31 protein-coding genes and 2 tRNA genes are annotated in these 25,303 nt (G+C 38.8%); 20 read left to right on the forward strand and 13 right to left on the reverse strand.

Annotation, left to right across the window (positions count from 1 at the left end):
• Positions 1-22: 22 nt before the first annotated feature.
• From gcvH to ACX0HA_RS12730, 11 genes are all read left to right on the forward strand, one after another.
• Entirely contained in the window at positions 23-403 is a 381-nt protein-coding gene (gene gcvH / locus ACX0HA_RS12680) for a glycine cleavage system protein GcvH (protein WP_458845664.1), read from the forward strand.
• A complete protein-coding gene (locus tag ACX0HA_RS12685) occupies positions 396-767 on the forward strand; it encodes a VanZ family protein (protein ID WP_458845665.1) in 372 nt (123 codons plus the stop codon). The genes gcvH and ACX0HA_RS12685 overlap by 8 nt, the downstream gene beginning before the upstream one ends.
• Before the next feature lie 49 nt (positions 768-816).
• The gene (gene deoC / locus ACX0HA_RS12690; RefSeq protein ID WP_458845666.1) at positions 817-1,560 is read left to right on the forward strand and encodes a deoxyribose-phosphate aldolase; all 744 of its coding nucleotides are present in this window, start codon (positions 817-819) and stop codon (positions 1,558-1,560) included.
• Between the two features lie 304 nt (positions 1,561-1,864).
• Complete coding sequence (gene cyoE / locus ACX0HA_RS12695; protein ID WP_458845693.1) at positions 1,865-2,767, forward strand: heme o synthase; 903 nt, start codon at positions 1,865-1,867, stop codon at positions 2,765-2,767.
• 3 nt (positions 2,768-2,770) lie between these two features.
• Positions 2,771-3,349: a cytochrome c oxidase subunit 3 gene (locus ACX0HA_RS12700; RefSeq protein WP_458845667.1), complete on the forward strand. Its 579-nt coding sequence runs from the start codon at positions 2,771-2,773 to the stop codon at positions 3,347-3,349.
• Between the two features lie 47 nt (positions 3,350-3,396).
• Positions 3,397-4,383, forward strand: a complete 987-nt coding sequence (locus ACX0HA_RS12705) for a cytochrome c oxidase subunit 3 (RefSeq protein ID WP_458845668.1) — start codon at positions 3,397-3,399, stop codon at positions 4,381-4,383.
• Between the two features lie 18 nt (positions 4,384-4,401).
• The gene (locus ACX0HA_RS12710; protein WP_458845669.1) at positions 4,402-4,755 is read left to right on the forward strand and encodes a cytochrome C oxidase subunit IV family protein; all 354 of its coding nucleotides are present in this window, start codon (positions 4,402-4,404) and stop codon (positions 4,753-4,755) included.
• A gap of 76 nt (positions 4,756-4,831) precedes the next feature.
• Entirely contained in the window at positions 4,832-5,506 is a 675-nt protein-coding gene (locus ACX0HA_RS12715; RefSeq protein WP_458845670.1) for a hypothetical protein, read from the forward strand.
• A gap of 2 nt (positions 5,507-5,508) precedes the next feature.
• Positions 5,509-6,138 (forward strand): SCO family protein, encoded by a 630-nt coding sequence (locus ACX0HA_RS12720; protein ID WP_458845671.1) that lies wholly within the window; start codon positions 5,509-5,511, stop codon positions 6,136-6,138.
• Positions 6,138-6,683, forward strand: coding sequence for a DUF420 domain-containing protein (locus ACX0HA_RS12725; RefSeq protein ID WP_458845672.1), 546 nt, complete (start codon positions 6,138-6,140; stop codon positions 6,681-6,683). Before ACX0HA_RS12720 ends, ACX0HA_RS12725 begins: the two co-directional genes overlap by 1 nt.
• An 11-nt stretch (positions 6,684-6,694) precedes the next feature.
• Entirely contained in the window at positions 6,695-6,937 is a 243-nt protein-coding gene (locus ACX0HA_RS12730) for a hypothetical protein (RefSeq protein ID WP_458845673.1), read from the forward strand.
• A gap of 50 nt (positions 6,938-6,987) precedes the next feature.
• On the opposite strand, the gene ACX0HA_RS12735 is transcribed toward ACX0HA_RS12730, so the two are convergent.
• Entirely contained in the window at positions 6,988-8,382 is a 1,395-nt protein-coding gene (locus ACX0HA_RS12735; RefSeq protein WP_458845674.1) for a DUF4403 family protein, read from the reverse strand.
• Between the two features lie 137 nt (positions 8,383-8,519).
• On the opposite strand from ACX0HA_RS12735, the gene ACX0HA_RS12740 reads away from it, so the two are divergent.
• Genes ACX0HA_RS12740 through tsaB form a run of 3 tightly spaced genes read left to right on the forward strand, consistent with a single transcriptional unit; the run spans position 8,520 to position 11,824 of the window.
• Complete coding sequence (locus ACX0HA_RS12740) at positions 8,520-9,851, forward strand: TolC family protein (protein WP_458845675.1); 1,332 nt, start codon at positions 8,520-8,522, stop codon at positions 9,849-9,851.
• Between the two features lie 2 nt (positions 9,852-9,853).
• Positions 9,854-11,152 carry an efflux RND transporter periplasmic adaptor subunit gene (locus ACX0HA_RS12745; RefSeq protein ID WP_458845676.1) on the forward strand — a complete coding sequence of 433 codons (1,299 nt, stop codon included), beginning with the start codon at positions 9,854-9,856 and terminating at the stop codon, positions 11,150-11,152.
• 3 nt (positions 11,153-11,155) lie between these two features.
• Entirely contained in the window at positions 11,156-11,824 is a 669-nt protein-coding gene (gene tsaB / locus ACX0HA_RS12750) for a tRNA (adenosine(37)-N6)-threonylcarbamoyltransferase complex dimerization subunit type 1 TsaB (RefSeq protein WP_458845677.1), read from the forward strand.
• Here tsaB and ACX0HA_RS12755 read toward each other — a convergent pair.
• The 3 genes from ACX0HA_RS12755 to ACX0HA_RS12765 all read right to left on the reverse strand — a co-directional run bounded on the left by ACX0HA_RS12755 (position 11,821) and on the right by ACX0HA_RS12765 (position 15,517).
• Positions 11,821-12,498: a hypothetical protein gene (locus tag ACX0HA_RS12755; protein WP_458845678.1), complete on the reverse strand. Its 678-nt coding sequence runs from the start codon at positions 12,496-12,498 to the stop codon at positions 11,821-11,823. The genes tsaB and ACX0HA_RS12755 overlap by 4 nt on opposite strands.
• Positions 12,499-12,647: 149 nt before the next feature.
• Complete coding sequence (locus ACX0HA_RS12760) at positions 12,648-13,499, reverse strand: mechanosensitive ion channel family protein (protein ID WP_458845679.1); 852 nt, start codon at positions 13,497-13,499, stop codon at positions 12,648-12,650.
• 5 nt (positions 13,500-13,504) lie between these two features.
• Positions 13,505-15,517: a thioredoxin domain-containing protein gene (locus ACX0HA_RS12765; RefSeq protein WP_458845680.1), complete on the reverse strand. Its 2,013-nt coding sequence runs from the start codon at positions 15,515-15,517 to the stop codon at positions 13,505-13,507.
• A 166-nt stretch (positions 15,518-15,683) separates the two neighbouring features.
• Here ACX0HA_RS12765 and ACX0HA_RS12770 point away from each other — a divergent pair, with 166 nt between their 5' ends.
• Complete coding sequence (locus ACX0HA_RS12770) at positions 15,684-16,784, forward strand: fatty acid desaturase family protein (RefSeq protein ID WP_458845681.1); 1,101 nt, start codon at positions 15,684-15,686, stop codon at positions 16,782-16,784.
• A 7-nt stretch (positions 16,785-16,791) separates the two neighbouring features.
• Here the strand turns inward: ACX0HA_RS12770 and ACX0HA_RS12775 are convergent, their stop codons facing one another.
• The 6 genes from ACX0HA_RS12775 to ACX0HA_RS12800 all read right to left on the reverse strand — a co-directional run bounded on the left by ACX0HA_RS12775 (position 16,792) and on the right by ACX0HA_RS12800 (position 20,682).
• Complete coding sequence (locus tag ACX0HA_RS12775; protein ID WP_458845682.1) at positions 16,792-18,021, reverse strand: OprO/OprP family phosphate-selective porin; 1,230 nt, start codon at positions 18,019-18,021, stop codon at positions 16,792-16,794.
• Positions 18,022-18,093: 72 nt separating this feature from the next.
• The gene (locus ACX0HA_RS12780) at positions 18,094-18,693 is read right to left on the reverse strand and encodes a MarR family winged helix-turn-helix transcriptional regulator (RefSeq protein WP_458845683.1); all 600 of its coding nucleotides are present in this window, start codon (positions 18,691-18,693) and stop codon (positions 18,094-18,096) included.
• Positions 18,694-18,695: 2 nt separating this feature from the next.
• Entirely contained in the window at positions 18,696-19,388 is a 693-nt protein-coding gene (locus ACX0HA_RS12785) for a type 1 glutamine amidotransferase (protein WP_458845684.1), read from the reverse strand.
• Complete coding sequence (locus tag ACX0HA_RS12790; RefSeq protein WP_458845685.1) at positions 19,385-20,119, reverse strand: YggS family pyridoxal phosphate-dependent enzyme; 735 nt, start codon at positions 20,117-20,119, stop codon at positions 19,385-19,387. The genes ACX0HA_RS12785 and ACX0HA_RS12790 overlap by 4 nt, the downstream gene beginning before the upstream one ends.
• On the reverse strand, positions 20,112-20,375 hold the full coding sequence (locus tag ACX0HA_RS12795; RefSeq protein ID WP_458845686.1) for a DUF2024 family protein: 264 nt from the start codon (positions 20,373-20,375) through the stop codon (positions 20,112-20,114). Before ACX0HA_RS12795 ends, ACX0HA_RS12790 begins: the two co-directional genes overlap by 8 nt.
• A 73-nt stretch (positions 20,376-20,448) precedes the next feature.
• On the reverse strand, positions 20,449-20,682 hold the full coding sequence (locus ACX0HA_RS12800; RefSeq protein WP_458845687.1) for a thioredoxin family protein: 234 nt from the start codon (positions 20,680-20,682) through the stop codon (positions 20,449-20,451).
• A 200-nt stretch (positions 20,683-20,882) separates the two neighbouring features.
• Here ACX0HA_RS12800 and ACX0HA_RS12805 point away from each other — a divergent pair, with 200 nt between their 5' ends.
• The 5 genes from ACX0HA_RS12805 to ACX0HA_RS12825 all read left to right on the forward strand — a co-directional run bounded on the left by ACX0HA_RS12805 (position 20,883) and on the right by ACX0HA_RS12825 (position 23,642).
• Entirely contained in the window at positions 20,883-21,197 is a 315-nt protein-coding gene (locus ACX0HA_RS12805) for an ArsR/SmtB family transcription factor (RefSeq protein WP_458845688.1), read from the forward strand.
• A 140-nt stretch (positions 21,198-21,337) separates the two neighbouring features.
• A complete protein-coding gene (locus ACX0HA_RS12810; protein WP_458845689.1) occupies positions 21,338-21,718 on the forward strand; it encodes a MauE/DoxX family redox-associated membrane protein in 381 nt (126 codons plus the stop codon).
• 20 nt (positions 21,719-21,738) lie between these two features.
• Positions 21,739-22,155 (forward strand): SRPBCC family protein, encoded by a 417-nt coding sequence (locus ACX0HA_RS12815; protein WP_458845690.1) that lies wholly within the window; start codon positions 21,739-21,741, stop codon positions 22,153-22,155.
• Positions 22,156-22,322: 167 nt separating this feature from the next.
• A complete protein-coding gene (locus ACX0HA_RS12820; RefSeq protein ID WP_458845691.1) occupies positions 22,323-23,108 on the forward strand; it encodes an alpha/beta hydrolase in 786 nt (261 codons plus the stop codon).
• A gap of 45 nt (positions 23,109-23,153) precedes the next feature.
• Positions 23,154-23,642 (forward strand): RidA family protein, encoded by a 489-nt coding sequence (locus ACX0HA_RS12825; RefSeq protein WP_458845694.1) that lies wholly within the window; start codon positions 23,154-23,156, stop codon positions 23,640-23,642.
• A 62-nt stretch (positions 23,643-23,704) separates the two neighbouring features.
• Here ACX0HA_RS12825 and ACX0HA_RS12830 read toward each other — a convergent pair whose 3' ends face one another.
• From ACX0HA_RS12830 to ACX0HA_RS12840, 3 genes are all read right to left on the reverse strand, one after another.
• On the reverse strand, positions 23,705-24,964 hold the full coding sequence (locus ACX0HA_RS12830; protein WP_458845692.1) for a hypothetical protein: 1,260 nt from the start codon (positions 24,962-24,964) through the stop codon (positions 23,705-23,707).
• Positions 24,965-25,075: 111 nt separating this feature from the next.
• Positions 25,076-25,148 (reverse strand) — tRNA-Phe (locus ACX0HA_RS12835).
• 79 nt (positions 25,149-25,227) lie between these two features.
• A tRNA-Phe gene (locus ACX0HA_RS12840) sits at positions 25,228-25,300 on the reverse strand.
• Between the last annotated feature and the right edge of the window lie 3 nt (positions 25,301-25,303).

Genomic DNA, 25,303 nt, shown 5'->3' on the forward strand with positions numbered 1-25,303 from the left:
CATTTGCGAAAAACAAACTAAGATGAATATTCCAGCAGACTTAAAGTACACTAAAGACCACGAGTGGGTTAAAATTGAAGGCGATGTTGCTACTGTAGGTATTACAGATTTTGCTCAGAAAGAGCTTGGCGATATTGTATATGTTGAAGTTGAAACACTTGATCAGACGCTTGATAAAGACGAGGTTTTTGGTACGGTAGAAGCTGTTAAGACAGTATCTGACCTATTCCTTCCATTGTCTGGTGAGATCATTGAGTTCAATGATTCTCTTGAGACTACTCCGGAAAAAGTAAATTCTGATCCTTATGGAGACGGATGGATGGTTAAAGTGAAAATATCTGACGCTTCTGAAGTAGATGGACTGCTTAGCAGTGACCAGTACAAAGAACTGATTGGTGCGTAACAAATTTTTGCCGGCAGCTGTCGCATGGGGAGTATTTGTAACCTATGCCTGTCTGGCCGGAGCTTCGAGTATACCTAAAGCAAGTTGGCTGGATATTGATAATAAAGATAAAATTGTTCATTTTATTTTTCATTTTGTCTTTACCATATTGCTGTATAAAACGTATAAAGCAAAAGCGGGAAGTAGTGTAAAAGCATATGGTTATGCTTTTTTAACTGCCGCGGTTTATGGTGTTATCATTGAGATTTGCCAGGGGCTGTTTACTGCCGAAAGAAGTGCAGATGTTTTAGATGCGCTTGCCAATATGTTAGGTAGCCTTACTGCAATTTTTATGTTATGGCTTCGTCAGAGGTTAAAAAAATAATCAGGATCCCTTTCCATTTTTGGAAGGGGATTTTTATTTCGATACAATTATGGACATCAGGCAATATTTAGATTCAACTTATTTAAAGACTTCAGATCAGGCCGGGATATCTGAAGAGGATAATCTTACGGTAGTCAGAGATACGATTAGTGAAGCTATAGAAGGTCATTATAAGCTTGTAATGATCCGTCCTGAAATGGTGCCTATCGCTTATCAAATGATCCTTGAAGTCAATTCTAAAGTGAATGTTGGGACTGTGATTGATTTTCCGTTTGGTGATGGCGGCCTTGAAAAAAAGCTTATCGAAGCGCGACAGGCTATTGCTGATGGTGCCGATGATCTTGATTTTGTGCTGGATTACGAAGGTTTTAAGAAAGGAAACAGCGCCTCGGTAAAAAACGAGGTGCTCGAATGTACCCGTTTAGGATTGGAATATGGTAAAATCATTAAATGGATCATTGAAATTGCCGCGTTGGATGATCATCAGATTGTGCAGTTATGTGCATTGGTTAAAAATATTGTGCTGTCAAATTTTGACGAAAGGAGCTATTCGCATGTGTTTTTGAAATCATCTACAGGTTTTTATAAAACCCGTGACGGAATCCCCAACGGAGCCACAATTTCCGGGATTAAGCTGATGCTTGAAAATTCATATCCTTTACCGGTTAAGGCTGCGGGTGGAGTACGAACCCTGGAGGAAGCGCAACAGATGATTACTTTAGGAGTTAAGCGTATAGGTACATCTTCTGCAAAAGCTATAGTTACTGGTGCTGCGACCGACGGAGGGTACTAAAAAAATAAACCTTCCCAATTGGGAAGGTTTTCCTTTTTCATAGCAAATTTCGTAAGCGGATTTTATTTCTTTTTCATATCAATGTTTCCCAACGAAATTTATTCCTTTTCAGTAGCAACTTAACTTTACTGTAAACCCTTTTGTGAAGTGATTACATTTATAAGATGCGTGAAGTTTGAAAAGGTTGCGTTAAGGCAAGATTTTTTTATTTTATTTATAATGTTTCTTTTTTAGGATGCCTTTGAAGTAAAACTAATTTTTGGAGTATCTTTGCGGCAGTTTTTGAAACATAATGAAAGTCATTTTGAACGCTCACGAAAATCAAATATCCCTTAAATCACTTTTTGCAGATTTTGTAGCAATTACTAAAGCCAGGCTGGCTATAAGTGTTGTTTTCTCATCAGTGGCAGGATATCTTTTGGGATTCTCGGAATACAATCCTTTTAGCTGGTTAACATTAGTTCTTCTTACTGTAGGTGGTTACTGTATGGTAGGTGCCTCTAATGTTTTTAACCAAATCATCGAAAAAGATCTCGACGCACTTATGGACAGGACTAAAAACCGTCCGGTTCCTTCAGGGAAAGTGTCGGTTAGGTCTGCTTTTATCCTGGGGGCTCTGCTTACGGTTATCGGTATTGCGATATTATATAGCATCAATCCTAAGACCGCAATGTTTGGTGCGGTTTCAATCTTTTTATATACCAGTATCTATACACCTTTAAAAACTAAAACGCCTTTGGCAGTTTTTGTTGGTGCTTTTCCGGGTGCTATACCTTTCATGTTAGGATGGGTAGCAGCGACAGGTGAGTTTGGTGTTGAGGCGGGTACACTATTCCTTGTGCAGTTCTTTTGGCAATTCCCTCACTTCTGGGCAATAGGCTGGTTTTTGTTTGACGATTATAAAAAAGCAGGCTTCTTTATGCTTCCTACAGGGAAAAAAGATAAGAAAACGGCTTTGCAGACCATATTATACACCGTTTGGCTAATTGTAGCGTCTTTGTTGCCGGTAACCGGTTTTACTGGAGAGCTAAAGTTAAGCATAGTTTCAGCAATCCTGGTTTTCTTTGCCGGGTTGTGGATGCTTGTATATGCCGTGAAATTGTACAAGCAGATGGATGCGGCGGCGGCAAAGAAACTGATGTTGGTGAGTGTGTCTTATATATCACTGCTTCAGGTAATATATGTTTTAGATAAATTTATACGATAATATATGGAAATGTCTCTTAAAGAGCATAACGAAAGGAATGCCCGTTCTAAAAAGATGCTGTTATGGTTTGCCATGATCAGTATGTTCATGATGTTTGCAGGATTAACCAGTGCCTATGTGGTAAGTACTTCAAGGCCTGACTGGCTTAAAGATTTTATTTTGCCTAATGCATTTATCATAAGCACAATTGTGATCTTAGCGAGCAGTGTTACTTTTCACATGGCTAAACTGGCAATAAAAAAGAATGACAGGCAGGCAACCACAACATGGCTTCTAGCTACACTTGTTTTGGGAATTGGCTTTGTAGTTGCTCAGTTTAATGGTTTTGCGCAAGTAATAAAAGAAGGGTATTATTTTACGGGTCCGGAGAGTACAGTTACTACTTCTTTCCTATATATAGTGGCGGTTGTGCACCTTGCTCACCTGTTTGCGGGGCTTATTGTACTGCTTATCGTAATTTATAATCATTTTAAACAAAAATACAGTTCTTCTCAAACCCTTGGAATAGAGTTGGGTGCAATGTTTTGGCACTTTCTTGATATTTTATGGGTATATTTGTTTTTATTTTTCTATTTCTATTAATAGAAAAAATAGTGTAAATTTGGAAACTTTTTAACCAATAACTTTATATGGCAGCGACAGTTACTACAACAGCTACTACAGGTAAAACATGGGACGGAGGCAATGAGCCAATGGGAGCAAGTTATGGCAAAATGATGATGTGGTTTTTTATCGTATCAGATGCCCTTACTTTCTCAGGATTTCTTGCAGCTTACGGTTTTTCTAGATTTAAATTCATTGAAACTTGGCCAATAGCCGACGAAGTGTTTAACCACTTTCCGTTCATGCATGGTGTTGATGCACCAATGTACTATGTGGCATTCATGACATTTATACTTATCTTTTCATCGGTAACGATGGTACTTGCGGTTGACGCAGGGCACCACCTGAAAAAAACTAAAGTTGCAGTTTATATGCTGCTTACTATAGTTGGTGGTTTTATTTTCCTAGGTTCTCAGGCATGGGAATGGAAAAACTTCATCAAAGGAGAATTTGGTGCTGTTGAAACTAAAGGAGGAGCTATCCTTCAGTTTGTTAAAGCAGGCGAAAACGGAAAATTCGAAAGAGTTGCTTTAGCTGATTTCGCAGCTGATCTTCCAACTGATCGTGTAAACAAAGTGAGAAGCAATGGTATTTGGTTTGAAGAAAACGCAGCATTGCCAACATATTCTGTAGAAGAAATCAAAGCTGGTCTTTTAGCACATCCTGAAGTTCTTATAAGAACTGAAAAGATCGTTAAGAAACATAAAGAAGTATTAACAAGAGAGCAGTCAGTTAAGAAAATTGAAGAGGCAACTATCGTTGTTGAAGGTGCAAACCTTATAAGAAATGAGTACGGGCACAAGCTGTTTGCTAATTTCTTCTTCTTCATTACAGGATTCCACGGTTTCCACGTATTCTCGGGTGTAATGATCAATGTATTGATATTCCTTAATGTAATACTTGGTACTTACGAAAAGAGAAGAAGCTACGAAATGGTTGAGAAAGTTGGTCTTTACTGGCACTTTGTAGATTTAGTGTGGGTATTTGTATTTACATTCTTCTATCTTGTTTAATTATTAAAAGAATTTATCATGGCACATACGCACGAATCTAATACGGGAAGAATTTGGAAAGTTTTCTTTTTGTTATCAATAATAACAATTGTCGAGGTTGCATTTGGTATATATAAACCTGCTTTCCTTCACGACTCACATCTTTTCCAGATGAACCTGTTAAACTGGTTATTCATCATCCTTACTATAGTTAAAGCATACTACATTATGTGGGCGTTCATGCACCTTGAAGGAGAAAAAGCGAGCTTAAGGTGGTCTATTGTGGCCCCGTTAGTATTCCTAATTATCTATTTAGTGTTCATCTTGCTGATAGAAGGTAATTATGTTTATGAAGTGTTTACGACGTCTCACAATTATAAGTGGATATTCTAATAACACATTATTATAAAAAAGGCGGTTTTTAAACCGCCTTTTTTTAATTTTGCACTGCACACTTTTGCCTATTACCATGAAAAAGAAAATTGTTCTTATAGTTCTGTTCATATTACCACTTTCGTGTTATATCTATTTCTCTCTTGCAAAGCATAATTCCCTTTTCCTGCCCGTTATTACAAAAAATGTAAACGAACTTCCATCGGGTAGCACTCTTGATAATAAACCGGTCTCGTTGCAGGGGAGTATCAGTATAGTTGGTTTTCTTGGCGATAATATCACCAGGAAAAAAGAAACTGTCTTTAACATCAATGAAAAGATAAATAACAAATACAAAGGCTTTACTGATTTCCAGATCGTAATGCTGCTGCCTGAAGGCGAGCAGCAGGAGGTTGAAAAGGTAATGGCTGATCTTAAAGTGATGGCTGATATCTCTAACTGGAGATTCTTATTTGTAAGCCCGGAGGAGATAAAAGCCTTCCATGAATCACTTAAATCTAAAGAGCCTTTAGATGCAGATAATGGTACTTACTTTTTATATATTGTAGATAAAGAGAAAAGGCTGCGAGGCAGGGATGGTAAAACTAAAGACAAAAAGACAGGGAAGTATGAATTCAGGGATGGCTATAATTCTTTCCTTGCTGCCGAACTACACAATGAAATGACGGATGATATTAAAATTGTGCTTAGGGAATATCGTCTTGCTTTGAAAAAGAATAACGGAGAGAAAGAGGTAAAGAGAGAAATATAATCATGAAAAATAAATATTCATATATAGGGATATCGTTTATCGTTTTGATATTTGGTATCTGGGCAGTTCCGAAGATCGTTGACAGATTCATGAAATCTGATCTGGTCGAGATAGGGCCTGTTCCGGCTTTTGAGCTGACAGATCAGAATGACAAAAAGATATCTGATAAAGATTACCTGGGGAAGGTTTATGTTGTAGAGTTCTTCTTTAGCACCTGTCCTACAATCTGTCCTAAGATGAACCAGAATATGCTGCTTTTGCAAAATGAATATTATGGCAATCCTGAATTTGGTATCGCATCGATCTCAATAAATCCTGAATATGATACACCAAAGGTTTTAAAAGAACATGCAGATCATTTGGGTGTAAAACACTACAACTGGCATTTTTTAACGGGTGACAGGGATTATATATTTGACCTTGCTAAAAAAGGGTTTAACCTTTATGCAGGAGCCAATAAAAACGCTGCAGGAGGATTCGAGCATTCAGGCCTTTTTGCATTGGTTGATAAAGAAGGTAAAATACGATGCAGGAAAGATCAATATGATAATCCTATCCTGTATTATGATGGCCTTGAAGACAGTGGTGTCAAAGCAATAAAAGAAGATATTAAAAAATTATTAGAAGAATAATGGACAATTCTAACGCTGTAGAGAAAAAATATAATATTTGGATAATTATACTGTCATTGGCAATTCCTTTGGTGGTAGCCTTGCTAATGGTTGTGAAGCTTAAAGATCTTGGTTTCGATGTTAAGCCATTGTCTTTCCTGCCTCCAATCTATGCAACTATAAACGGTATCACTGCCGTGGTGTTGTTTACTGCTGTTTGGGCTATTAAAAACGGAAAGCGCGACCTGCATGAAAAACTAATGAAGTTTGCGATCTGTTTATCGGTTGCTTTTCTTGCAATGTATGTAGCCTATCACATGACATCAGAATCTACAAAGTTTGGCGGAAGCGGAACTATTAAATATGTTTATTACTTCATACTGCTTACGCACATATTACTTTCGGTGATAATAATACCTTTTGTATTGCTTACGTATGTAAGGGCTTTGTCTAAAAGCTTTGTAAGGCATAAGAAACTGGCAAGGATCACTTATCCTATGTGGTTATACGTAGCTGTAACGGGTGTTATAGTCTATTTGATGATAGCTCCATATTATGCACATTAAAATCTATTATCATGAGCTTAACAACTAAACAATATTTTTACGGCTTACTGCTGATGTTATTTTCATCTGTAGCCAATGCTCAGTGTGCCATGTGCCGTGCTGCACTTGCAAGTAGTGATGGTAATGTCAAAGCCGAGGCGGTAAATGACGGTATCGTTTACCTGATGATATTTCCATACCTGTTAGTGGCTCTTGTGGGCTATGCAGTATACAGGCTTAGAAAGAAAAGTAAAGCTGCTTCTGCAGAAGAATAGAAATAAAAAAGCCACGAATATCGTGGCTTTTTCAATCTTATATAACGTCATTATTTCATACCGTCAATTTTCAGGTCCATTTTACCTGATCCTTTTATAAAGGCAATGATGGCGTTATTAGTAAGTTCTACTTTGTCGAATTCGAAATCGTTCAGAGTTCCGTTTACAAATATTCCCGGCATTGGTGAATAGTTATTCAGGTAAGGTAAAAGGTTTTTCTTGCCCTGATCAAGATTATCCTTGATGGAGTATCGGCAGTTTTCCTGTATTTTTTTAAGTATAATACCTTCTGCAAGCCAGTTGGCTGTTCTCATTAATGTACTTTTTGTATCCAGTACATAATCCATCTGGTCAAAGTAAATTTCTTTGGTTACTGCATTGTAATTAGGATATCCTGTAAGGTATATGGTTCCGTTAATGCTTCCTGTCATATCGAGAGCAACAACCATTTTGCCGTTTTTGTTCCAAAGATCGACTTTTTGGACTGTCACCTTTCTCTTTCCTGAGCCAAATTCCTGTCCCTGGAAGTTTTTAGTGATTACTTTAGAAGCACTGTCATAAGTTGAAACTGCAGCTACAACTGCACTGATATTGTCGGGCATTTTAGAAACAGCCTTTAAAACCACATCTTCTTTCCTGAAGGTGTTTTTGGGCTTTTGTCCAACCATAGTAACCATGGTACATTTAAGCCCCATTTCCATGGTGACCTGTTTTTTAGTCAGGACGGCATCAGTAACATATAATTCAACAGGGTTAAGTTTGAACCATGTTTCATATTGTTCACTGGTAAGGAAAGGTGTGCTTATTTTCTCAAGCGCATCAAGAACCTGCGGCTTAAAATCCATTGTCTTGGCCATCGCCTCATCCAGCTTATTTTCTATTTTTGATTTAAACAGCTTTACCGATGGATTGATCGCGTAGGTTATAGGAACTTTTTTTCCGGCAATAGTAATGGTCGGGCTTTCGTTCCAGTCTATGGATTCAATGGTAGTATCGGTTTTCATTTTCCAGTTGGACAAGCCTACTTTACTTTTAAAAGTAACCACCCCGTCAAGGTTTACCTCTCGGGTATCATATAAATTCATACCCATGGCAGATGTTCCGTAACGTATGTTTGCGGTAACTTTTATGGGTACGATAGCTTGTAGTTTTCCGCTTTGTTCAGAAAATTTTATTGGTGCGGTTTTCCATACCTGCATAGAGATATTGTCATCTTCTATGTTTTTATCTTCATAGACAATTCCGGTAAGCAGTTTGTTAACCTGCGATTCTATATCGGCAATAGTTACAGAGACGGGAAGGTTAATGAACGATGTAGTGCTTTGATAAACTAAAGGTGCATCGTTGCTGGGTTCCGGCTTTAGGGCTTCTATTCTTTTTGTGGTCGAACAACCCGTAATAAGAGCCGAAAAAGCAAGCAGGCCTGAAAGTAATAAGGTTCTCATTTTTATACTTATAAATATCGCGGCAAAATTAGGTTTTTATTTGTAACAAAATTAGGACGAATCAGTCTAATAAAAATATAATTGGTATAGCTGCGTTAGATAATTTAGGTAAATTTGTAATCTCATCAATCAAATCTATGAAAAACAAATTCTGTGTGATATTCGTTTTTGTAATGTCACTTTTTATGGGCAATGCTGTGGCACAGTCCAAAAAGTGGACTTTACAGGAATGTGTGGAGCATGCGCTTAAGAATAACATTTCGGTAAGACAGTCAGAACTTGACCTGAATCTTACAGAAATAGATAAAAGCGATGCTATTGGCCGCTTTATACCATCGGTCAACATGACCGCAAACCATTCCTGGAATGTGGGTCTTAACCAAAACCCGATTACAGGTATCAATCAGGTACTTACTACCGCTAACACTACATTTAACGGATCGGCCCAAGTTGACGTATATAAGGGTTTACAGAACCAGCTTCGTTTTCAAAGGTCTAAAATGGCAATTGTGGCTTCGCAGTATCAGCTGCAAAAAATGAAAGACGACATTAGTCTTAATGTTGCCAATGCCTACCTGCAGATATTATTCAACAGGGAGAACCTGAAAGTTCAACAGCAACAGCTAGCAACAGACATTAAGCAGTCTGAGCGTTCTCAACAGCTTCTTGAAGGCGGACAGATTCCGCGTGGTGATCTTTTAGATATCAATGCTACTGTGGAACTTGACAGGCAAAAAGTAATACAGGCCGAAAACCAGTTGCTGATATCTAAACTTAGCCTGGCACAACTACTTCAATTAGATGATTTCAAAACGTTTGATATTGCCGATGAAGAATATGAGAAAGAAGACAGCAAGGTTTTGCTTGAATCTCCACAATCTATTTTTGAGAAGGCAAAAACTACGCGATCTGAGATTAAGCTTGCTCAGGCAAACCTTGATCTTGCAGAAGCTGATATAAAAATTTCAAGAAGAGGTTACCAGCCAAGCCTTAGTGCCTTCTATAATTTCAACACAAGGGTTTCTTCGGCGCTTCCCGATCCTTTCTGGAGCCAGGTAGACGATTATAAGGGACACACGTATGGCTTCCAGTTAAACATACCTATACTAAACGGTTTCAGTACCCGAAATACAGTACAACGTAACAAAATAGCTTTCGACAGGTCCAAGCTGGCATTAGACCAACAGAGTCTTGATCTTGAGCGCGGAGTATATACTGCATTTACAGATGCTCAGGGTGCTCTAAAGGCTTATGATGCTGCTGTGTCTGCAGACGCAGCAAGGGCAGAGGCACTGGTTTATGCCAAGGAACGTTATGAAGTTGGGCTTATCAATGTGTTTGACCTTAATCAGGCACAAACACTATCGGTAAATGCGCAGTCTGAAGTATTGCGTACCAAATATGATTTTATATTTAAAGTAAAAATACTGGAGTTTTACTTCGGGATACCAATCTACCAAAACAATTAATCATGTCAAAAAAAACAATTTATATTTTATTGGCCAGTTTAGTAGCAGTTATTGTGCTACTTGTTGTGCTTAAAAAATCGGGTGTAGTAGGCAAAAGTGAAGAAGGAAAAGAAGTTGAAACTGCCGTTGTTAAAGAGATCAATCTTGTAGAAACAGTTTCGGCAACAGGAAAAGTTCAGCCAGAGGTAGAGGTGAAAATATCGTCTGAGGTTTCAGGAGAGATCATAGAGCTTCCGATAAAAGAAGGTCAGGCAATTAAAAAAGGTGATCTTTTAGTACGTATTAATCCTGACTTATACGAATCGGGACTAAGCAGGACTGCAGCATCTTTATCTACTGCAAAGGCAGGTTTAAGCCAGTCTGAAGCACAACTGAAAGAGGCTAAAGCAAACTATGACCGTAACAAACGCCTGTTTGATAAAGGAGTGATATCAAAATCGGAATGGGATAAAATTGTTTCGGCTTATGAAGTTGCTGTTGCTTCAAAACAATCTGCTTATTATAATGTTGCAAGTGCCAACGCAACAGTTACTGAGGCTAAAGATAACCTTAACAGGACCACAATTTATGCTCCGGTAGACGGAACTATCTCTAAACTCGATGCAGAGCTTGGTGAGCGTGTTGTGGGAACCCAACAAATGACCGGAACTGAAATACTAAGGGTGGCAAACCTTAACAATATGGAGGTTGAAGTAGATGTTAATGAGAATGACATCGTTAAAATCGATATTGGAGACGAAGCTAATATTGAAGTTGATGCTTACCTTAAAAAACAATTCAAAGGTGTGGTGACAAGTATATCGAATTCTGCAAGCAGCGAGCTTACAGCTGACCAGGTTACCAACTTTAAAGTTAAAGTAAGGATATTGAAAGAGTCATATGAAGATATGACGAAAGGCAAGCCTGCTAATTATTCGCCTTTCAGACCGGGGATGACAGCCACTGTTGATATTATCACAGAAAATAAGACAAATGTACTTGCTGTGCCTATCAGTGCTGTTGTAGTAAAATCTGATACTACAGGCGTTAAAAAGGATATTGTTGCCGAACTGGGAGAAAAAGAAAAAGAACTTAAAGAAGGTACAACGACAAAAAAACACGAATGTGTGTTTGTTAAATCTGGTGATAAAGCTGTATTGAGGCCAATTACAACAGGTATACAGGATGATACAAATATTGAAGTGGTAAAAGGGCTTAAAAAAGGAGATGAAGTGATAGTAGGTCCATATATTGTAGTATCTAAAGAACTTGGCCCTAATGATAAGGTTAGGGTAAAACCAAAAGACAAAGAAGTAAAATAGAGAATGGCTTTTATTTTAAATATTGAAACAGCTACAAAAAACTGCTCCGTTTGCCTTGCAAAAGATAGTGTGGCGGTTGCTGTTGCTGAATATGCAGGAGAGGGCTATGCCCATGCTGAAAAACTACATGTTTTTATAGAAGATGTTCTTCGGGAAGCAAAAATAACATTTAAAGACCTGTCGGCTATTGCCGTTAGTATGGGCCCTGGTTCTTATACAGGGCTTCGCATTGGCGTGTCTGCGGCTAAGGGACTTTGCTATGCACTGAATATTCCGTTAATAGCCATTGAAACGCTGGAGCTTCTTGCCAGAAAGATATCCATTCAGGAAGGTGTTATCATTCCTATGATAGATGCGCGCCGTATGGAGGCATATACTGCTGTTTTTGATAAAGAGCATACTAAGCTTCGTGATACAAAAGCAGAAATACTGGTATCTGATTCTTTCCAAGAATTGTCAGGCACACTTCATCTGGTAGGTGACGGTGCAGCAAAATGCCGCGAAGTGCTTGTTTCTGACAGGTTTGTTTATCATGACATTATGTATCCGTCATCTGTAGAAATGGCAACAATATCATTTGATAAGTTCAAAAAAAGCGACACTGTAGATGTCGCTTATTTTGAACCTTTTTATCTTAAAGATTTTATTGTTTCCGGTAAAAATCAGAACTAGATCGTGGTGTCCATATAAGCACCCAATTGCTCTAAATCTCCTTCTTTTGTCAGATCAAGCTTGTTCTTTTTTATGAAGTCAAGAATTTCTTTGCTTTTTGAAGGAACAAGTTTTGCAATATCTTTTTTGCTTGAGAAAAACACTGCTTCTCCGCCTTTAATCTGAATGTAAAACTCGTTATCCAGTTTTTTATAAGCTGCAGGCTTATACGTTTGGTAACTGCTTGCTGGAAATACTTCAGACTGAAGGAATATCCTTTCTTTTCTGAATATTTTTACATTAGGATTATCGCTTACAAGGCTTAAATAACCTGTTTTTTCTTCTTCTTTTTCGGTCTTATAGTGTTGAAGAGAATAAACATATCCTGTTTGAATAAGTGTAACCGTAACATCAGGTTGCTGAGGAATTACTTTTTCAGTACCTTCAATAGGGTCACTCATCTGAAAATTATCTGCGTATGCATTGTAGCGAACCAGTACAGTTTTGTCAAGGTTTGAGACTTTTGCAGGCATATATTTTTCATTAATGAACATTGATCCCGTAGCCGCCTGGCTTTTTTCTTTCACTGTTCTTATCTGTCCACCATAAACAGGAGTCTGGTTGGCTCCCTGTGCGTTTGCAAGTACTCCTGTTAGAGTAAATGCAGCAACATAAAATAATTTTAAATTTTTCATTTTAGGTAATAGTTTTTTATTGCAATTTTTTTTATAGCGGGCAAATATACTTTTTAAAAAATATACTTGCCATTTTTTTTCAACTTAATTATACTAGTCAAAAAATATGCCATTCCTACTAACGTACTATGGCCTAAATTATTGCGCTGCTAATTTAACTTTTCGTTGGCTCTTATGTGTAACTCTCTTTGAGGGAATGGAATATGAATTCCAGATGATTCAAATGCTGATTTTACGTTCTCATAAAAATCTGAAACCATGGTTCCATGATGAGCGCGTTCTGACCATAGTTGTACATTAATTATGATAGCGTTTTCTGCAAGGTCTTTTATTTCTATGCTTGGTGCGGGTGTTTTTAATATTTTCTGATCCTGGTCAATGACAGAGTGAATCACTTCTTTAACCAGTTTCAGGTCGCTGCTGTAGCTTACTGATAAAGCTATCTCTGCACGGCGCAACGGCTCCTGCGAAAAGTTCTTTATGGTGTTGTTAGATAATGTTCCGTTGGGTAAATATACCACCTGATTATTTCCGGTTAATAATTGTGTACTGAAAATCTGTATACTTAGTACTGTACCGGATTGTCCCTGCGCCTCAATAGTATCGCCTACACGGAAAGGTTTGAACAAAACGATTAGCAGGCCTCCTGCAAAATTTGATAAAGAACCCTGTAATGACAAACCTACTGCTAAACCTGCGGCACCAAGTGCAGCTACAAAAGAAGAGGTCTCTACCCCTAATTGCTGTATGATAGCAATAAAGAGCATTGCTCTTATTATCCATGTACATACATCCAGTATGAATTTTAAGAAGGTTGAATCAATATCACGGGTACTCAGGATTCGTGTTATTGCTTTACGTAATATTTTAATGGCTATTATACCCCCAATAAAAATGGCTATTGCGGTTATAAGGCTGGGTATGAAAGCTACTATATGGTCTACAAACTCGGCAATATAGGTGTCTATGTTTTTAATTTCGGTTAAAAATAAAGGGATCATTGTAATTATAAATCGTTTAATGTTTCTTCAATAGTGTTTTTTGGAAGCTCACAGGCTTTATTCTGGCAAATATAGAACAGCTCTTCGTCGTTTACAAAACGATTGGCAAGGAAAGGTATTGTGCTTTCGGTTGTACAGCCTGCAATAATTACATTTGGCAGGTAATGGCTGTTTATTTTCTTTATGTTTTCAACCGCACTCTTGCCGGTTACTGCCAGTTCTTTGTTTTTGTTTGAAAGCTCAAGCCATAGGTTGAGCCAGTTGGAAAATGCCGATGGATAATCGAGATTAGGGATGATAAGGTATAACATCTGTAGTGCGACCTTTTCATAATAGCCATTGTCAAACAAAATACTAAGCTTATATAATACATTTGCCATAACCGAATTGGAGGCAGGTATCACATTGTCTTCGGTCTCAAAGTGTGCGGCGATCAGCTGTTCTTCCCTGGAAGATGTATAGGCAAAGAACTGTTGATTCTCGTTATAGAAATTTTCAAGACAATAATCTGTAAGCTGTTTCGCGTAAAGCAGCCATTTTTCTTCAAGAGTCGCTTCATAAAGCGAAATGAAAGCCTCGGCTGTTAAGGCATAATCTTCAAGGAAGCCGTTTATTTTTGCGATTCCGTTTTTATAGGTTCGCCATAAATGCCCGTCCGGATGCCAGAGGCTATCGCAAATAAATGATGCATTTCGTCGTGCGGCAGCAAGATATTCTTCGCTTCCCAAAGCTTTGTAAGCATCTGCATAACCTTTTAGCATAACCGCATTCCATGAAGTAAGTATCTTGTCGTCCAGGCGGGGCTTGGATCGTTTTTCACGTATGTCATACAGCAGTTTCTCCCACTCCTGTTTTTTGGAATGAAGGCTATCGGCAGAGATACCTGCATCGGTAGCAAGCTTTTCAATTGTTTCGTTTTGTATCAGTACAAAATGCCCTTCTTCCCAGTATCCAAATTCGTTTATGTTGAATACTTTTGAAAACAGTTCAAAATCATTTTTCAGAATATCTTTAAGTTCTTGTTTTTCCCATACATAAAAAGCGCCTTCTTCAAGATGGCCTTTTTTATCAAGACTGTCGGCATCAAGCGCACTGTAAAAACCACCTGAACTGTCAAGCAGCTCCTTCTGCAGGAAACGGTGTGTTTTTTCTATTACTTCTTTGTATAGCGGATTCTGAGTGCGTTTGTAAGCTTCGGCATACAGGCTCATCAGTTGGCCGTTATCATACAGCATTTTTTCAAAATGCGGCACATGCCACTTCATGTCTACGGAATAACGAGAAAAGCCACCGTCAACGGTGTCGAATAAGCCTCCCCATGCCATGCGGCTCAGTGTCAGATCAGTAAATTCAAGGATGTCCTGCCTTTTTTCCTGAAAACCATAACGTTGCAGGAAAAGGTAATTGTTGGGCATCATGAATTTGGGAGCGCGGGCATATCCGCCAAATTCCCAATCGAAACTTTTGGCCCACTTTTCAATAATAGGCTTTATATTATCAGGATGTGCTATTTCTCCGGTTGTGTTTTCGCCCAGTAATACCAGTGAATGAATACCGGCCAATAGTTTATCGGCATACTCAGTGACCCTTTCAGGTTCTGTCTCATATAGGTTTTGTAATTGTTGCAACGATTCTATCCATGCATTTTTACGGAAGTAGGTGCCGCCCCATACCGGTCTGCCATCAGGAAGAAGTACAGCATTCATGGGCCATCCGCCTTGTCCTGTCATTAGTTGTACAGCCTTCATGTAGGTAGCGTCAACATCAGGGCGTTCTTCGCGGTCTACTTTTATTGAAATAAAATCTTTATTCATTACAGTTGCTACTTCTTCATCCTCAAAGCTTTCGTGCTCCATAACATGGCACCAGTGGCATGCAGAATAGCCGATGCTGAGTATGATCAGTTTGTTTTCGGCACGTGCTTTTTCTAGGGCAGCCGGATTCCAGGCTTTCCAGTTGATAGGGTTGTTAGCGTGTTGCAGCAGGTAAGGGCTCGACTCAAGATGTAGTTCGTTCATAGCTGAAAAAATAAGCATCAAAATTAGTGAAATGCCGATGGGCTTCAAAGCTATTTAGTAAAACAAAAATCAAGGCAATATGAGATTGTTAAATCAGTGCTAAAACTGTTAATTTTAAGAGTTATTTTGTTAAATTTGAGAGAGTAACAATCTAAGCTGTAAAGTCATGGAAAAATTAAAAAGGCCGGTTTATCTTAAAGCCGGGACAGATGATTTTTTTAAGAGGATGCATAAGGAGGTGGAGGAGACTGTTTTAAAAAATGAATTATTATACAGGTATAATGTAATTAAATCTTTAGGTGTTTTGGCAATGTATTTTGTTTTCTACGCCTGCATTCTGTTCTTCGGGAATAATACTCTATTGCTTTATCTTTTTTATGTGCTGTGCGGTGTTACGATGATAGTGCTTTTTATCAATGCTTTTCATGATGCTGCTCATGGGGCATTGTTTAAAAAACCTAAGCACAATGATATGTTTACCTATGTGCTTGAGCTTTTTGGTAGTAACCGTTGGCTATGGATACGCCGCCACATAAGCCTGCATCATGCCTATCCAAATGTACCCGATTGGGATATTGATATTAAACAAAGCGACATCATCCGTATATTTCCTAACAGCCCTATATTGAATTATCATAAATACCAACATATCTATATGTGGTTCATTTATCCTCTGTATAGTCTGAACTGGTTGTATATAAGGGATTTTAAAGATTTTTTTGGCAAGGAGAATAATTATGTCAAACGAATAACTGATATTCCCCAAAAAGAAGTTTACCGGCTTTTTATAGCTAAAGCGACCAACTTATTTTATCTGCTTTTTGTTCCCATGCTTGTACTGAACCAACATTGGTATGTTGTTTTAGGTGCCTGGTTTGCCATGCATGTATGCGGTAGCGTTATCGGGGTTGTGGCACTGGTCTCTACCCACGTTGATGAAGATGCCAATTTTCCTCCGACTGATGCAGACGGGAAACTGTCTTCTACCTGGGCGATGCACCAAATGATAGTAACCAAAGACTTTAGTACAAACAGCCGTCTGGCTAACTTTTTATACGGAGGTTTTACGCATCATGTGGCGCATCATTTGTTTCCTGCAGTGGGACATACTTACTATCCTTATATAACTCCTATTATCATGCGATACGCTAAAGAATACGATTTGCCCTATACGGCATATCCTTTTTATGCGGCAATACGATCACATTTCAGGATGCTTAAGAACAAAGGCGTTCAGGAAAATATACTCATGACGGGAGAAATATAAGCGGCGTTTAAAACGAAATATCCAGTTGCAGGCGGGCTCTCCATCCGCTTTCCTGCGGGAGGGTTTTGTCCTGATAGTCAAAATAACTCCCTTCGGCGGTTAGCTTGCATTTATGACCTTTAAAGAACCAGTTGAAGTCTACTGAGGTCTCACTTTGTGAGTTTTGGTTTAAATCCACATTCGGCCTGTAAGTAGCATGCCTTGCTGCCATCTCAAGCTTTTTAGGGAACCATTCGAACAGCCCGTGGAAAAAATAACCGGCCTGTACATAATATCCGCTCATTTTTGTGGTGGTGTCGGCATTTAGCTTGTCTATAATCTCTTTATGGTGCCATTCGCTCTGCCAGGAGAATCCTTTGTATTTGAATGCCGTTTCAATATTTGACTGATTGACGCGGTATTGGCCGGGTAGTCCGTCTTCAAAGCCTTCAAGGGAACCGCCACCAGCCTGGGAAAAGCGTGTGTAGGGGCTACGGTTGGTAACAACTGCTGCTGCGATGCGGGCGGTAGGTTTTTGTGTAAATTCAAGGTCGCTGCCTTCAAATTCGATATCTCTGCCAAAGGCATTCCACTGAAGCCTTCCAAAATACATGAGGTTACTGTCATCATTAGCAGTGTTACCGCGTCCGGTGCCAGTAAGTGCGGCAACCCAGTAATTGAAATCTATAATGCCTTTGCCCTTCAAATGGCCATATACAGTTGCTCCCTGTTGCCTGTCGAGAGTAAAAGGCCTGTTGATAATTGATCGCTCCACTGTCTGCTGTTCGCCACTGCTTATAAAACGTTCCTGTGTAAATTCTACTTTCCACTGTCCTGCCTTCAAGCTTAAGAAATCCCATTTTTCAAGCATAAACCTGAAATCAAGAAGATTGCTTTGCGATAGCTCATATTCCCAGTAATATTTCAGCCAGGGCTCATAGGCATGTCCGCCTACTTTAAGGCGCGCCCGGTTGATTTTTAATCCTGTCTTGTTATCTTCCGGGTTGTAATCATCATACGTCAGAGGATCCTGATCTGTTGGTGTGTAAAGCCTGAATTGCAGTCTGCTTTGTATTTGTAACAGAAACTTATTATCTGCGGTTTTAAATTCAAAACCTTTGGAACCATATCTAACGCTGACTGGCTTTGTAGTGTCTTTTACCGATTCATTTGTTTCCTGAGCAAACGCGCTGAATCCTCCGGCAAGGAGTAGGACATACATATAAAAAACGGCTGGGTTAGGTAGCTTTAGCATCATAAGTATGTAGTTGGTATACAGTTATGTACTAAAATACTACAAAAAAGCAGATAAATTACGAAGTGATGAAATTTATACTGCCTGCGAAAATTCCGGGCAATCAATTCTAAGATCGGATGTTTGAAGAGGCTGCTTCAAAAGACTGCAAAAGTAGTCGCCATTGTTTTGTACCAAGTGGATACAATTTTTACAGGAACGCTGCACAGTTATTACGCCTTGTCGGTTTAAGGTGTTGATAAGGGCAGAAATGTTTTTCCAGAGTATTTCTTTATCATTTTCGGTTACACCTGCTATTATCTGGCTGAACGGATTGGTAAAATCTTCCGCAGCTTTAACCGCTTGTTTTCCTTCGCTTGAGATCTTTAAATGATAACTACGTGAATCTTTAGTGTCATTTATCTTTTCAAGCAGCTTTTTATGTTCAAGGCTTTTAACAGCATCACTCACTGTGGGTTTGGTAATATTGAATTCTCTGGCGAGATAACTTACCGTGTTTTTTTCTGCGGAGTGATATTGTAAAAAAATAAGTATCTGAATCTGGATAGGGCTAAGGCCCAGTTCTTTTGCTTTGTCCCATAGTAAAGCCTTAAATACATGCGAAAGACGTTCCAGGCCGGCAACAATCTTGTTGTCGGTGTTTTCGTTTTGTATATTAAGGTTAAATACTGACATGCTTATAACGATTCGAAATGATTTAGTATGGTATACATGCGCCTGTTACTTTCGGCTATGAGTGACTGCTGCTCCAGAATATATTCAGCAGGTTGGGTATATCTTGAGCCATCTATATCTTCTTTGCCAAAAGTAAGCATTTGTTGCAATGTATCCGGTGTCACTTCAAAATGAAATTGCAATCCTAAAACCGTATTACCGTAGAGGAATGCTTGGTTTGTGCAGCCTTCGCTTGAAGCTAAAAGCATTGCGCCGACAGGAAGATCGAAGGTTTCACCATGCCAGTGAAATACGGGAAGATTTTTTTCCTGAAAAAGCAGGTTAGGTGTGTTGTCAGGATTATAAACAGGAAACCATCCAATTTCTTTATGGGTGTTAGCATAAACTGCCGCACCAAGCACTGAGACAATAAGCTGTGCCCCAAGACAGATGCCAATGACAATTTTCCCTGCTTTTATCGCTTTAGAGATAAATTCTTTTTCGGAATCTATCCAGTTGATTGACTTACTATCGTTAACACTCATGGGGCCTCCCATTATGACAAGCCAGTCTATAGCAGCAAGCTCAGGAAAAGATTCGTTCAGGTATAATTTTGTAGCGGATAGCTTATGTCCTTTTTCGATTGCCCATTGCTCAATGCAGCCGGGGCCTTCAAAGTCTACATGTTGCAGATAATGGATTTTTAGTGGTGTCATTTAATTTCTTTGTTTTCATTCCAGTAATAGCTGTCCGGATATATTCTGCTGCCAAAGATAGCAGTACCTACTCTTACTATGGTAGCACCTTCTTCAATGGCGGCTTCAAAGTCGTGGCTCATCCCCATTGAAAGTTCATTGAGGCTGAAATTTGGAAGTCCGAGTTCCTGTAGCTGTAATTGCTTTTGTTTAAGCATTCTGAAACAGCTGCGCACTTTTTCTTCTTCGGCGCTAAAAAGTCCGATTGTCATAAGTCCTTTTACTTTTAAGGTGTCATATTTGGCTATTTCTTTTGCCAGATTGATTGCGTTTTCCGGGCTCACGCCAAATTTACTCGCCTCATAAGAGGTATTTACCTGCATAAAAATATCCAGACTCCGGCCTTCATGCTGAAGTCGTTGATCAAGTTTCTGTACAAGATCCAGCCGGTCTACAGATTGTATGCAGTCGGCATATTTAAGAACGTCTTTGATCTTGTTGGTCTGTAAATGCCCGATAAAATGAAATTCTGCATTCTTCCCTGCAAGATAATCATATTTTGATTTGAGTTCCTGGACTTTGTTTTCGCCGATCAGGGTTGTTTTACTGCCAAGGGCTAATGCAATAATTTCTGCCGGTACGGTTTTTACGGCCAGTAACAGCTTTACCTCGTCGGGATTTCTCCCGGAGGCTATGCTGGCTTGCTCTATACGAGCCTTTATGCTGCTGATGTTGACTTGGATGTTATTCACAGCCTTCCATTTCTATAATGTAGTATCCTTTTGCTTTTATAGCTTCTTCCATTGCCGGGGTAGCTTTTTCTATATGGCAGAAATTACATTCTTTGGCACTTAATGGGCTGTTTTCTTCTTGTTTGGTGGCAAGATAATCTTTACCAAAACCATAAATCGTTTCAAGGTCATTAATGTGATCCGGAGCCAGAATGTCAAAATGCATTTCCTGCCCGTCTTTTTTTGTTACATAGGTGTCCCAAACTGCTACTTTCATACTGTTTAATTTTTTGGTAGAAACAGCGGTAACAAAAAAGTCACCGCTGTTTTAGAATTGATAATCTAGAGGGTTATGCTTTAACGTCTTCCATTGAAGCACCAAAGTTGATGTGAAGTACGTTGCCGGTTGGCGTTACCAAAGCTGGTACCGATTTAACGCCTACTGCTTCTGCTTCTGCAATTTTGTGTTTTGCATCGCCTAAATGCACCACTTCTACATTCGATTCTCCAATAAGAGCAATAATGTCCTGCTCTGCACTAATACATACAGGGCAGCCTGCATGATAAAAAACTGATTTTGCCATAATGATTTATATTAAATTAATTACAATACAAATATAGTTAGGATTCCTAACTATAAATTAGTTTGTCATAATCTTTTCTTATCGAAGTATTGATGAAATTTATAACGATGTAAAAATTAATATTTGCAAAAGTATTTAGGAAACCCTTTAGTTGCTTATATTTACATTCGCTTAGTTTTCAGTATAATAATGAATGATATATGAGAAGAGATGTTTTTCAGGCAATTGCCGATCCAACCCGAAGGGCTATAATTACACTTATTGCTCTTCAGGCAATGACACCAAATGCACTTGCGGAGCATTTTGAAACTACGCGGCAGGCTGTTTCAAAACATTTAAAGATTCTTGTGGAGTGCAATCTTATAAAACAGGAACATAGAGGCAGGGAAATTTATTATCAGCTTGAAGTAGATAAAATGAAAGAAATTGACAAATGGCTGGAACAGTTCCGGAAGATTTGGGAGGACAAGTTTAGCCAGCTTGACGATGTGTTGCTTAGCCTTAAAAATGAATAGATGAAATTATATCATAGGTTGTGAATATAATTCGCTGTATGGTCCTGAGACTGTAATCCAGATGGGTATGGAAGAAGGAATGAAGCCGACTCTGGAAAGGCTGGACGATTTATTGGATAAACTAATCAATTAATTATATTATGAAAAACAAGATCCTTTTTGTAGTAAGCCTGTTGTTTGGGCTGATGTTTATCAATGCAGGGCTTAACAAGTTCTTTAATTACATGCCAATGCCCGAAAATATGCCGGAAAGCCTTCAAAAAGCATTTGGCGCTTTTATGCAGATAGGCTGGCTGATGCCGCTTGTGGGCGTAGTTGAGGTTGTTGCCGGTGTATTGTTCATTATTCCTAAAACACGTGCTTTTGCCGCCGTGATGATATTTCCGCTTATGGTGGGTATAATGCTTACAAACACGGTTACGGATACCTCGGGAATGCCGATTGCGTTAGTGTTTTTTGCAATCAATCTATGGGTGCTTTATGAGAACAGGGCTAAGTATGCGCCAATGTTTAAAGAATAACCTGTAATAAAGGGGAATATATGATTGCAACAAAAATTACAGTAGAGGCTATAATAGCCGCTGACAGAAATAAAGTATGGGATTACTATACCAACCCGGAGCATATTACGAAATGGAATTTTGCGTCTGACGATTGGCATTGTCCAAGTGCCGAGAATGATATGAAAGTAGGGGGGAAATATGCTTCAAGAATGGAGGCCAAAGACGGAAGCTGGGGCTTTGACTTTGAAGCTGTGTATGAAGAGGTTCTTGATAATGAAAATTTCATCTATACTATTGCAGACGGGAGGCAGGTGTCAGTCGATTTTGAAAGCCTGGATGACAAGACTAAGGTAACAGTGGTCTTTGAAGCGGAAAACCAAAATCCGGTTGAGATGCAAAAAGGAGGCTGGCAGGCAATACTTGACAACTTTAAAAAATATGCTGAGAGCAATTAATTTTACAACTATTATAAACCATCTGTAAACAGGTGGTTTTTTTTATTACTACTTACTTTTATAATTTAAATTTATAATGTGTAAATATTATTAATTTGATTTATGTTTTATACTGAAGTAAGTTTGTCCTGTAATTAAAACAACAATAAAATTTAATCTTTAAAATTATGAAAGCAAATTCTTCAATTCAAAAAATCAAAAGTATTCTTTTTACTTTTCTTGTAATGGCATTAGGTGTAACCAGCGTTAGTGCGCAAAAATCGCAGCCTGTTAAAAACGTAGTGCTTGTTCATGGTGCTTTTGCAGATGGTTCGGGTTACAATGCCCTTTATGACATCCTTTCTAAAAAAGGGTACAATGTTACTGTGGTTCAGAATCCTTTGAGTTCACTAGAGGATGATGTTAAGGCTACTGTAGCTGCTTTAGACAGACAGGACGGACCTACTATATTAGCAGGACATTCTTATGGAGGATCTGTTATTACACAGGCGGGTAATCATAAAAATGTAGCTGCATTGGTTTATATAGCTGCTTTCCAGCCTGACAAAGGGGAATCGGCTCTTGATTGGGCACAATCTATGCCTCCTTCTCCTGAAAATGGTATTTTGGCGCCGGACGAAAAAGGAGTGCTTTATTATGACAAAGCAAAATACCATGCGGGTTTCTGTGCTGATATCCCTAAAGAGAAAGCTGACTTTATGTATGCTTCACAAGGTATGTTCTATGCACAGGCAATTGCCGCTAAAATGACAGAAGTTGCCTGGAAAACAAAACCGTCTTATGGTATAGTGGCAACTCAGGACAGAGCTATACTTCCTGAAATTCAACGCAATATGTATAAAAGAGCTAACGCTAAAATTACTGAAATAAAAGGCAGTCACGTAGTGTACATGTCTCAGCCGCAAGCCGTTGCTGATGTAATAATCAAAGCTTCAGTAGAAGTTAAAAAATAATAAATGCAATTCCTGTTTCGCACCTTAGTTCTAATCGCCTTGCTTATGGCAACAGGCAGTTCTTTCTGTCAATCGAAGTCTGATGATAAATTTAACAAGTTGGGTGTAGTGCTGCCCTTAAAAGGGAATAGTAATAAGTATTTAAATATGACAAAGTCGGGGAATCTCATATTTCTTTCAGGGAAAGGCCCTCTAAACCCTGATGGGAGTTATGTTACAGGTAAACTTGGTAGTACTTTAACCGTGGAGCAAGGCCGCGCAGCAGCTAGATTATGTGCAATACATCAATTGGCTATTCTTGAAAAAGAACTGGGCAGTCTCTCAAAAATAAAGAGAATCATTAAGGTGACCGGTTTTGTAAACAACAGTCCTGATTTTACAGATCAACCACAAGTAATCGACGGATTTTCTTTGCTGATGAATGAGGTTTTTGGAGAGGCAGGCAGCCATGCGAGGAGTGCAGTAGGAGTAAATTCCCTTCCATCCGGGTGGGCGGTAGAAGTAGAAATGATAGTTGAGATAGAACCCGAATAATAGTATTGACAATATATAAAGTAAAAACCATCCGCTGAGCGGATGGTTTTTTTGGGTTTCTATTATCTGTTATAAGGGTATTCGTTGATCCACTTGAACTTGTTACTCATTAGTGGAAAATCATTTTCGTCCTTTCTAATTGTACGCAAATTAATTGTGTCGCCTTTAAATACACCATTGAAGGTGTAATGTTTACCATCGGTTTTATGATATCGCAGTTTTGCTACCTGAGTAGAATCCTGATAGTTTAGCAATAACAGCTCTTTTTTTAGGGTGTCTGCCCTCGGGATGAAAAACTGAAGGTCATCGTAGTGTGCTGATTGCATGGTAAAGATATTGGCCTTGTCATCTTTTTCGATAACAAGATAGCGCCATCTGATGGTGTCGTTTATCATTGGTGCAATAGTATCTTTGTTAAGGATGAATTCTTCTATTTCATAAATGCCATACATCGGGGGCTTAGGTGCTGAATCTCCATAAAGTGAATAGCTTTGCAGGTTGGTAAATAGCATAAAGCCAAAACCGCCTAAAAGAGCCAGGCATTTAATAATCAGCACGGCAAGATTAGCTGTTTTATCATCAAAAGGTGAGCGGCTTTGCTGAGGTTCTACATTTTTATTCAATATGAAAACATTCAGTAGTCTTTTGTAATCCAGTCCTATAAGGAATCCGGCGAGTATAACTAGTTTTAAAGAAAACAGCTTTACAGGAATATCATAGCTCATATTCATTAAAAACACATTGAACATCACCCCGAAACATAGTAAAGCTCCGAGAGTCCTCGTTTTTCGGTAAAATAAAAGTCCTGCGGCTACTACTTCGCATAATCCTGAAAATATGGTATAAGTGTCGGAAAAACCTATAAAGGTCCATGCCAATCCCATAGGTGATTTTTGTCCCAATGGTATTAAAAGTGCTGATAACAAAGGTTCTCCAAACTGTAGCTTTATAACTTTCATCAGGCCGTATACCAAAAGGAAATATCCCAGATAATAGCGAATGTAAACTTCCTGCCAATATAAAAGGGTGTTGTAAGAGCTGCGCCTGCGGTCAATAATTGTCCAGACCAGCGCTGCTACCGCTGCGATGATGAATTTAATGGTTACCTCATAAAAATCATACAAAGTGTCACCACTGCCGCTGGGATGTGAGGTGACAGCTTCGTTGTAGAAGTAATTGCTTGTCCATTCAATGATTTGTGGCCAGAGTAGGCCGGATACTATTGGGAAAATGGAAATAACGCAGAGTGCAAAGAAAAAGCGGAAGAGGAATTTCTTCAGGAAACCCCATCCGGGATGTGATGAATTGTCAGTTTGATTCATAATGATTGGTTTAAGTATCAGAATAAACGACTAATCCGGTAAAATGTTGTAATCTTTTTCTTGTCTTTAGCCATAAAAAAAGCCCCAGAAAGTATCAGGGGCTTTTAAAAGTGGTACCTCCAGGAATCGAACCAGGGACACATGGATTTTCAGTCCATTGCTCTACCAACTGAGCTAAGGTACCATTATGTATTTGTATTGCTAAAAAGCACATGGCTTTTTGAATAAAAAAGCCCCTGAAGTTTCAAGGGCTCTTTATGTTGTGGTACCTCCAGGAATCGAACCAGGGACACATGGATTTTCAGTCCATTGCTCTACCAACTGAGCTAAGGTACCATT

This window comes from Flavobacterium hauense (assembly GCF_054457175.1).

Coding starts and splice junctions, on each gene's coding strand:
- ACX0HA_RS12775 (WP_458845682.1), bottom strand. CDS start 18,021: ATGATGCTAAAGCTACCTAACCCAGCCGTTTTTTATATGTATGTCCTA.
- ACX0HA_RS12720 (WP_458845671.1), top strand. CDS start 5,509: ATGAAAAATAAATATTCATATATAGGGATATCGTTTATCGTTTTGATA.
- ACX0HA_RS12745 (WP_458845676.1), top strand. CDS start 9,854: ATGTCAAAAAAAACAATTTATATTTTATTGGCCAGTTTAGTAGCAGTT.
- gcvH (WP_458845664.1), top strand. CDS start 23: ATGAATATTCCAGCAGACTTAAAGTACACTAAAGACCACGAGTGGGTT.
- ACX0HA_RS12755 (WP_458845678.1), bottom strand. CDS start 12,498: ATGAAAAATTTAAAATTATTTTATGTTGCTGCATTTACTCTAACAGGA.
- ACX0HA_RS12770 (WP_458845681.1), top strand. CDS start 15,684: ATGGAAAAATTAAAAAGGCCGGTTTATCTTAAAGCCGGGACAGATGAT.
- ACX0HA_RS12715 (WP_458845670.1), top strand. CDS start 4,832: ATGAAAAAGAAAATTGTTCTTATAGTTCTGTTCATATTACCACTTTCG.
- ACX0HA_RS12830 (WP_458845692.1), bottom strand. CDS start 24,964: ATGAATCAAACTGACAATTCATCACATCCCGGATGGGGTTTCCTGAAG.
- ACX0HA_RS12795 (WP_458845686.1), bottom strand. CDS start 20,375: ATGAAAGTAGCAGTTTGGGACACCTATGTAACAAAAAAAGACGGGCAG.
- ACX0HA_RS12820 (WP_458845691.1), top strand. CDS start 22,323: ATGAAAGCAAATTCTTCAATTCAAAAAATCAAAAGTATTCTTTTTACT.
- ACX0HA_RS12810 (WP_458845689.1), top strand. CDS start 21,338: ATGAAAAACAAGATCCTTTTTGTAGTAAGCCTGTTGTTTGGGCTGATG.
- ACX0HA_RS12765 (WP_458845680.1), bottom strand. CDS start 15,517: ATGAACGAACTACATCTTGAGTCGAGCCCTTACCTGCTGCAACACGCT.
- deoC (WP_458845666.1), top strand. CDS start 817: ATGGACATCAGGCAATATTTAGATTCAACTTATTTAAAGACTTCAGAT.
- tsaB (WP_458845677.1), top strand. CDS start 11,156: ATGGCTTTTATTTTAAATATTGAAACAGCTACAAAAAACTGCTCCGTT.
- ACX0HA_RS12710 (WP_458845669.1), top strand. CDS start 4,402: ATGGCACATACGCACGAATCTAATACGGGAAGAATTTGGAAAGTTTTC.
- ACX0HA_RS12800 (WP_458845687.1), bottom strand. CDS start 20,682: ATGGCAAAATCAGTTTTTTATCATGCAGGCTGCCCTGTATGTATTAGT.
- ACX0HA_RS12780 (WP_458845683.1), bottom strand. CDS start 18,693: ATGTCAGTATTTAACCTTAATATACAAAACGAAAACACCGACAACAAG.
- ACX0HA_RS12725 (WP_458845672.1), top strand. CDS start 6,138: ATGGACAATTCTAACGCTGTAGAGAAAAAATATAATATTTGGATAATT.
- ACX0HA_RS12700 (WP_458845667.1), top strand. CDS start 2,771: ATGGAAATGTCTCTTAAAGAGCATAACGAAAGGAATGCCCGTTCTAAA.
- ACX0HA_RS12705 (WP_458845668.1), top strand. CDS start 3,397: ATGGCAGCGACAGTTACTACAACAGCTACTACAGGTAAAACATGGGAC.
- ACX0HA_RS12730 (WP_458845673.1), top strand. CDS start 6,695: ATGAGCTTAACAACTAAACAATATTTTTACGGCTTACTGCTGATGTTA.
- ACX0HA_RS12815 (WP_458845690.1), top strand. CDS start 21,739: ATGATTGCAACAAAAATTACAGTAGAGGCTATAATAGCCGCTGACAGA.
- ACX0HA_RS12735 (WP_458845674.1), bottom strand. CDS start 8,382: ATGAGAACCTTATTACTTTCAGGCCTGCTTGCTTTTTCGGCTCTTATT.
- ACX0HA_RS12805 (WP_458845688.1), top strand. CDS start 20,883: ATGAGAAGAGATGTTTTTCAGGCAATTGCCGATCCAACCCGAAGGGCT.
- ACX0HA_RS12740 (WP_458845675.1), top strand. CDS start 8,520: ATGAAAAACAAATTCTGTGTGATATTCGTTTTTGTAATGTCACTTTTT.
- ACX0HA_RS12785 (WP_458845684.1), bottom strand. CDS start 19,388: ATGACACCACTAAAAATCCATTATCTGCAACATGTAGACTTTGAAGGC.
- ACX0HA_RS12760 (WP_458845679.1), bottom strand. CDS start 13,499: ATGATCCCTTTATTTTTAACCGAAATTAAAAACATAGACACCTATATT.
- ACX0HA_RS12825 (WP_458845694.1), top strand. CDS start 23,154: ATGGCAACAGGCAGTTCTTTCTGTCAATCGAAGTCTGATGATAAATTT.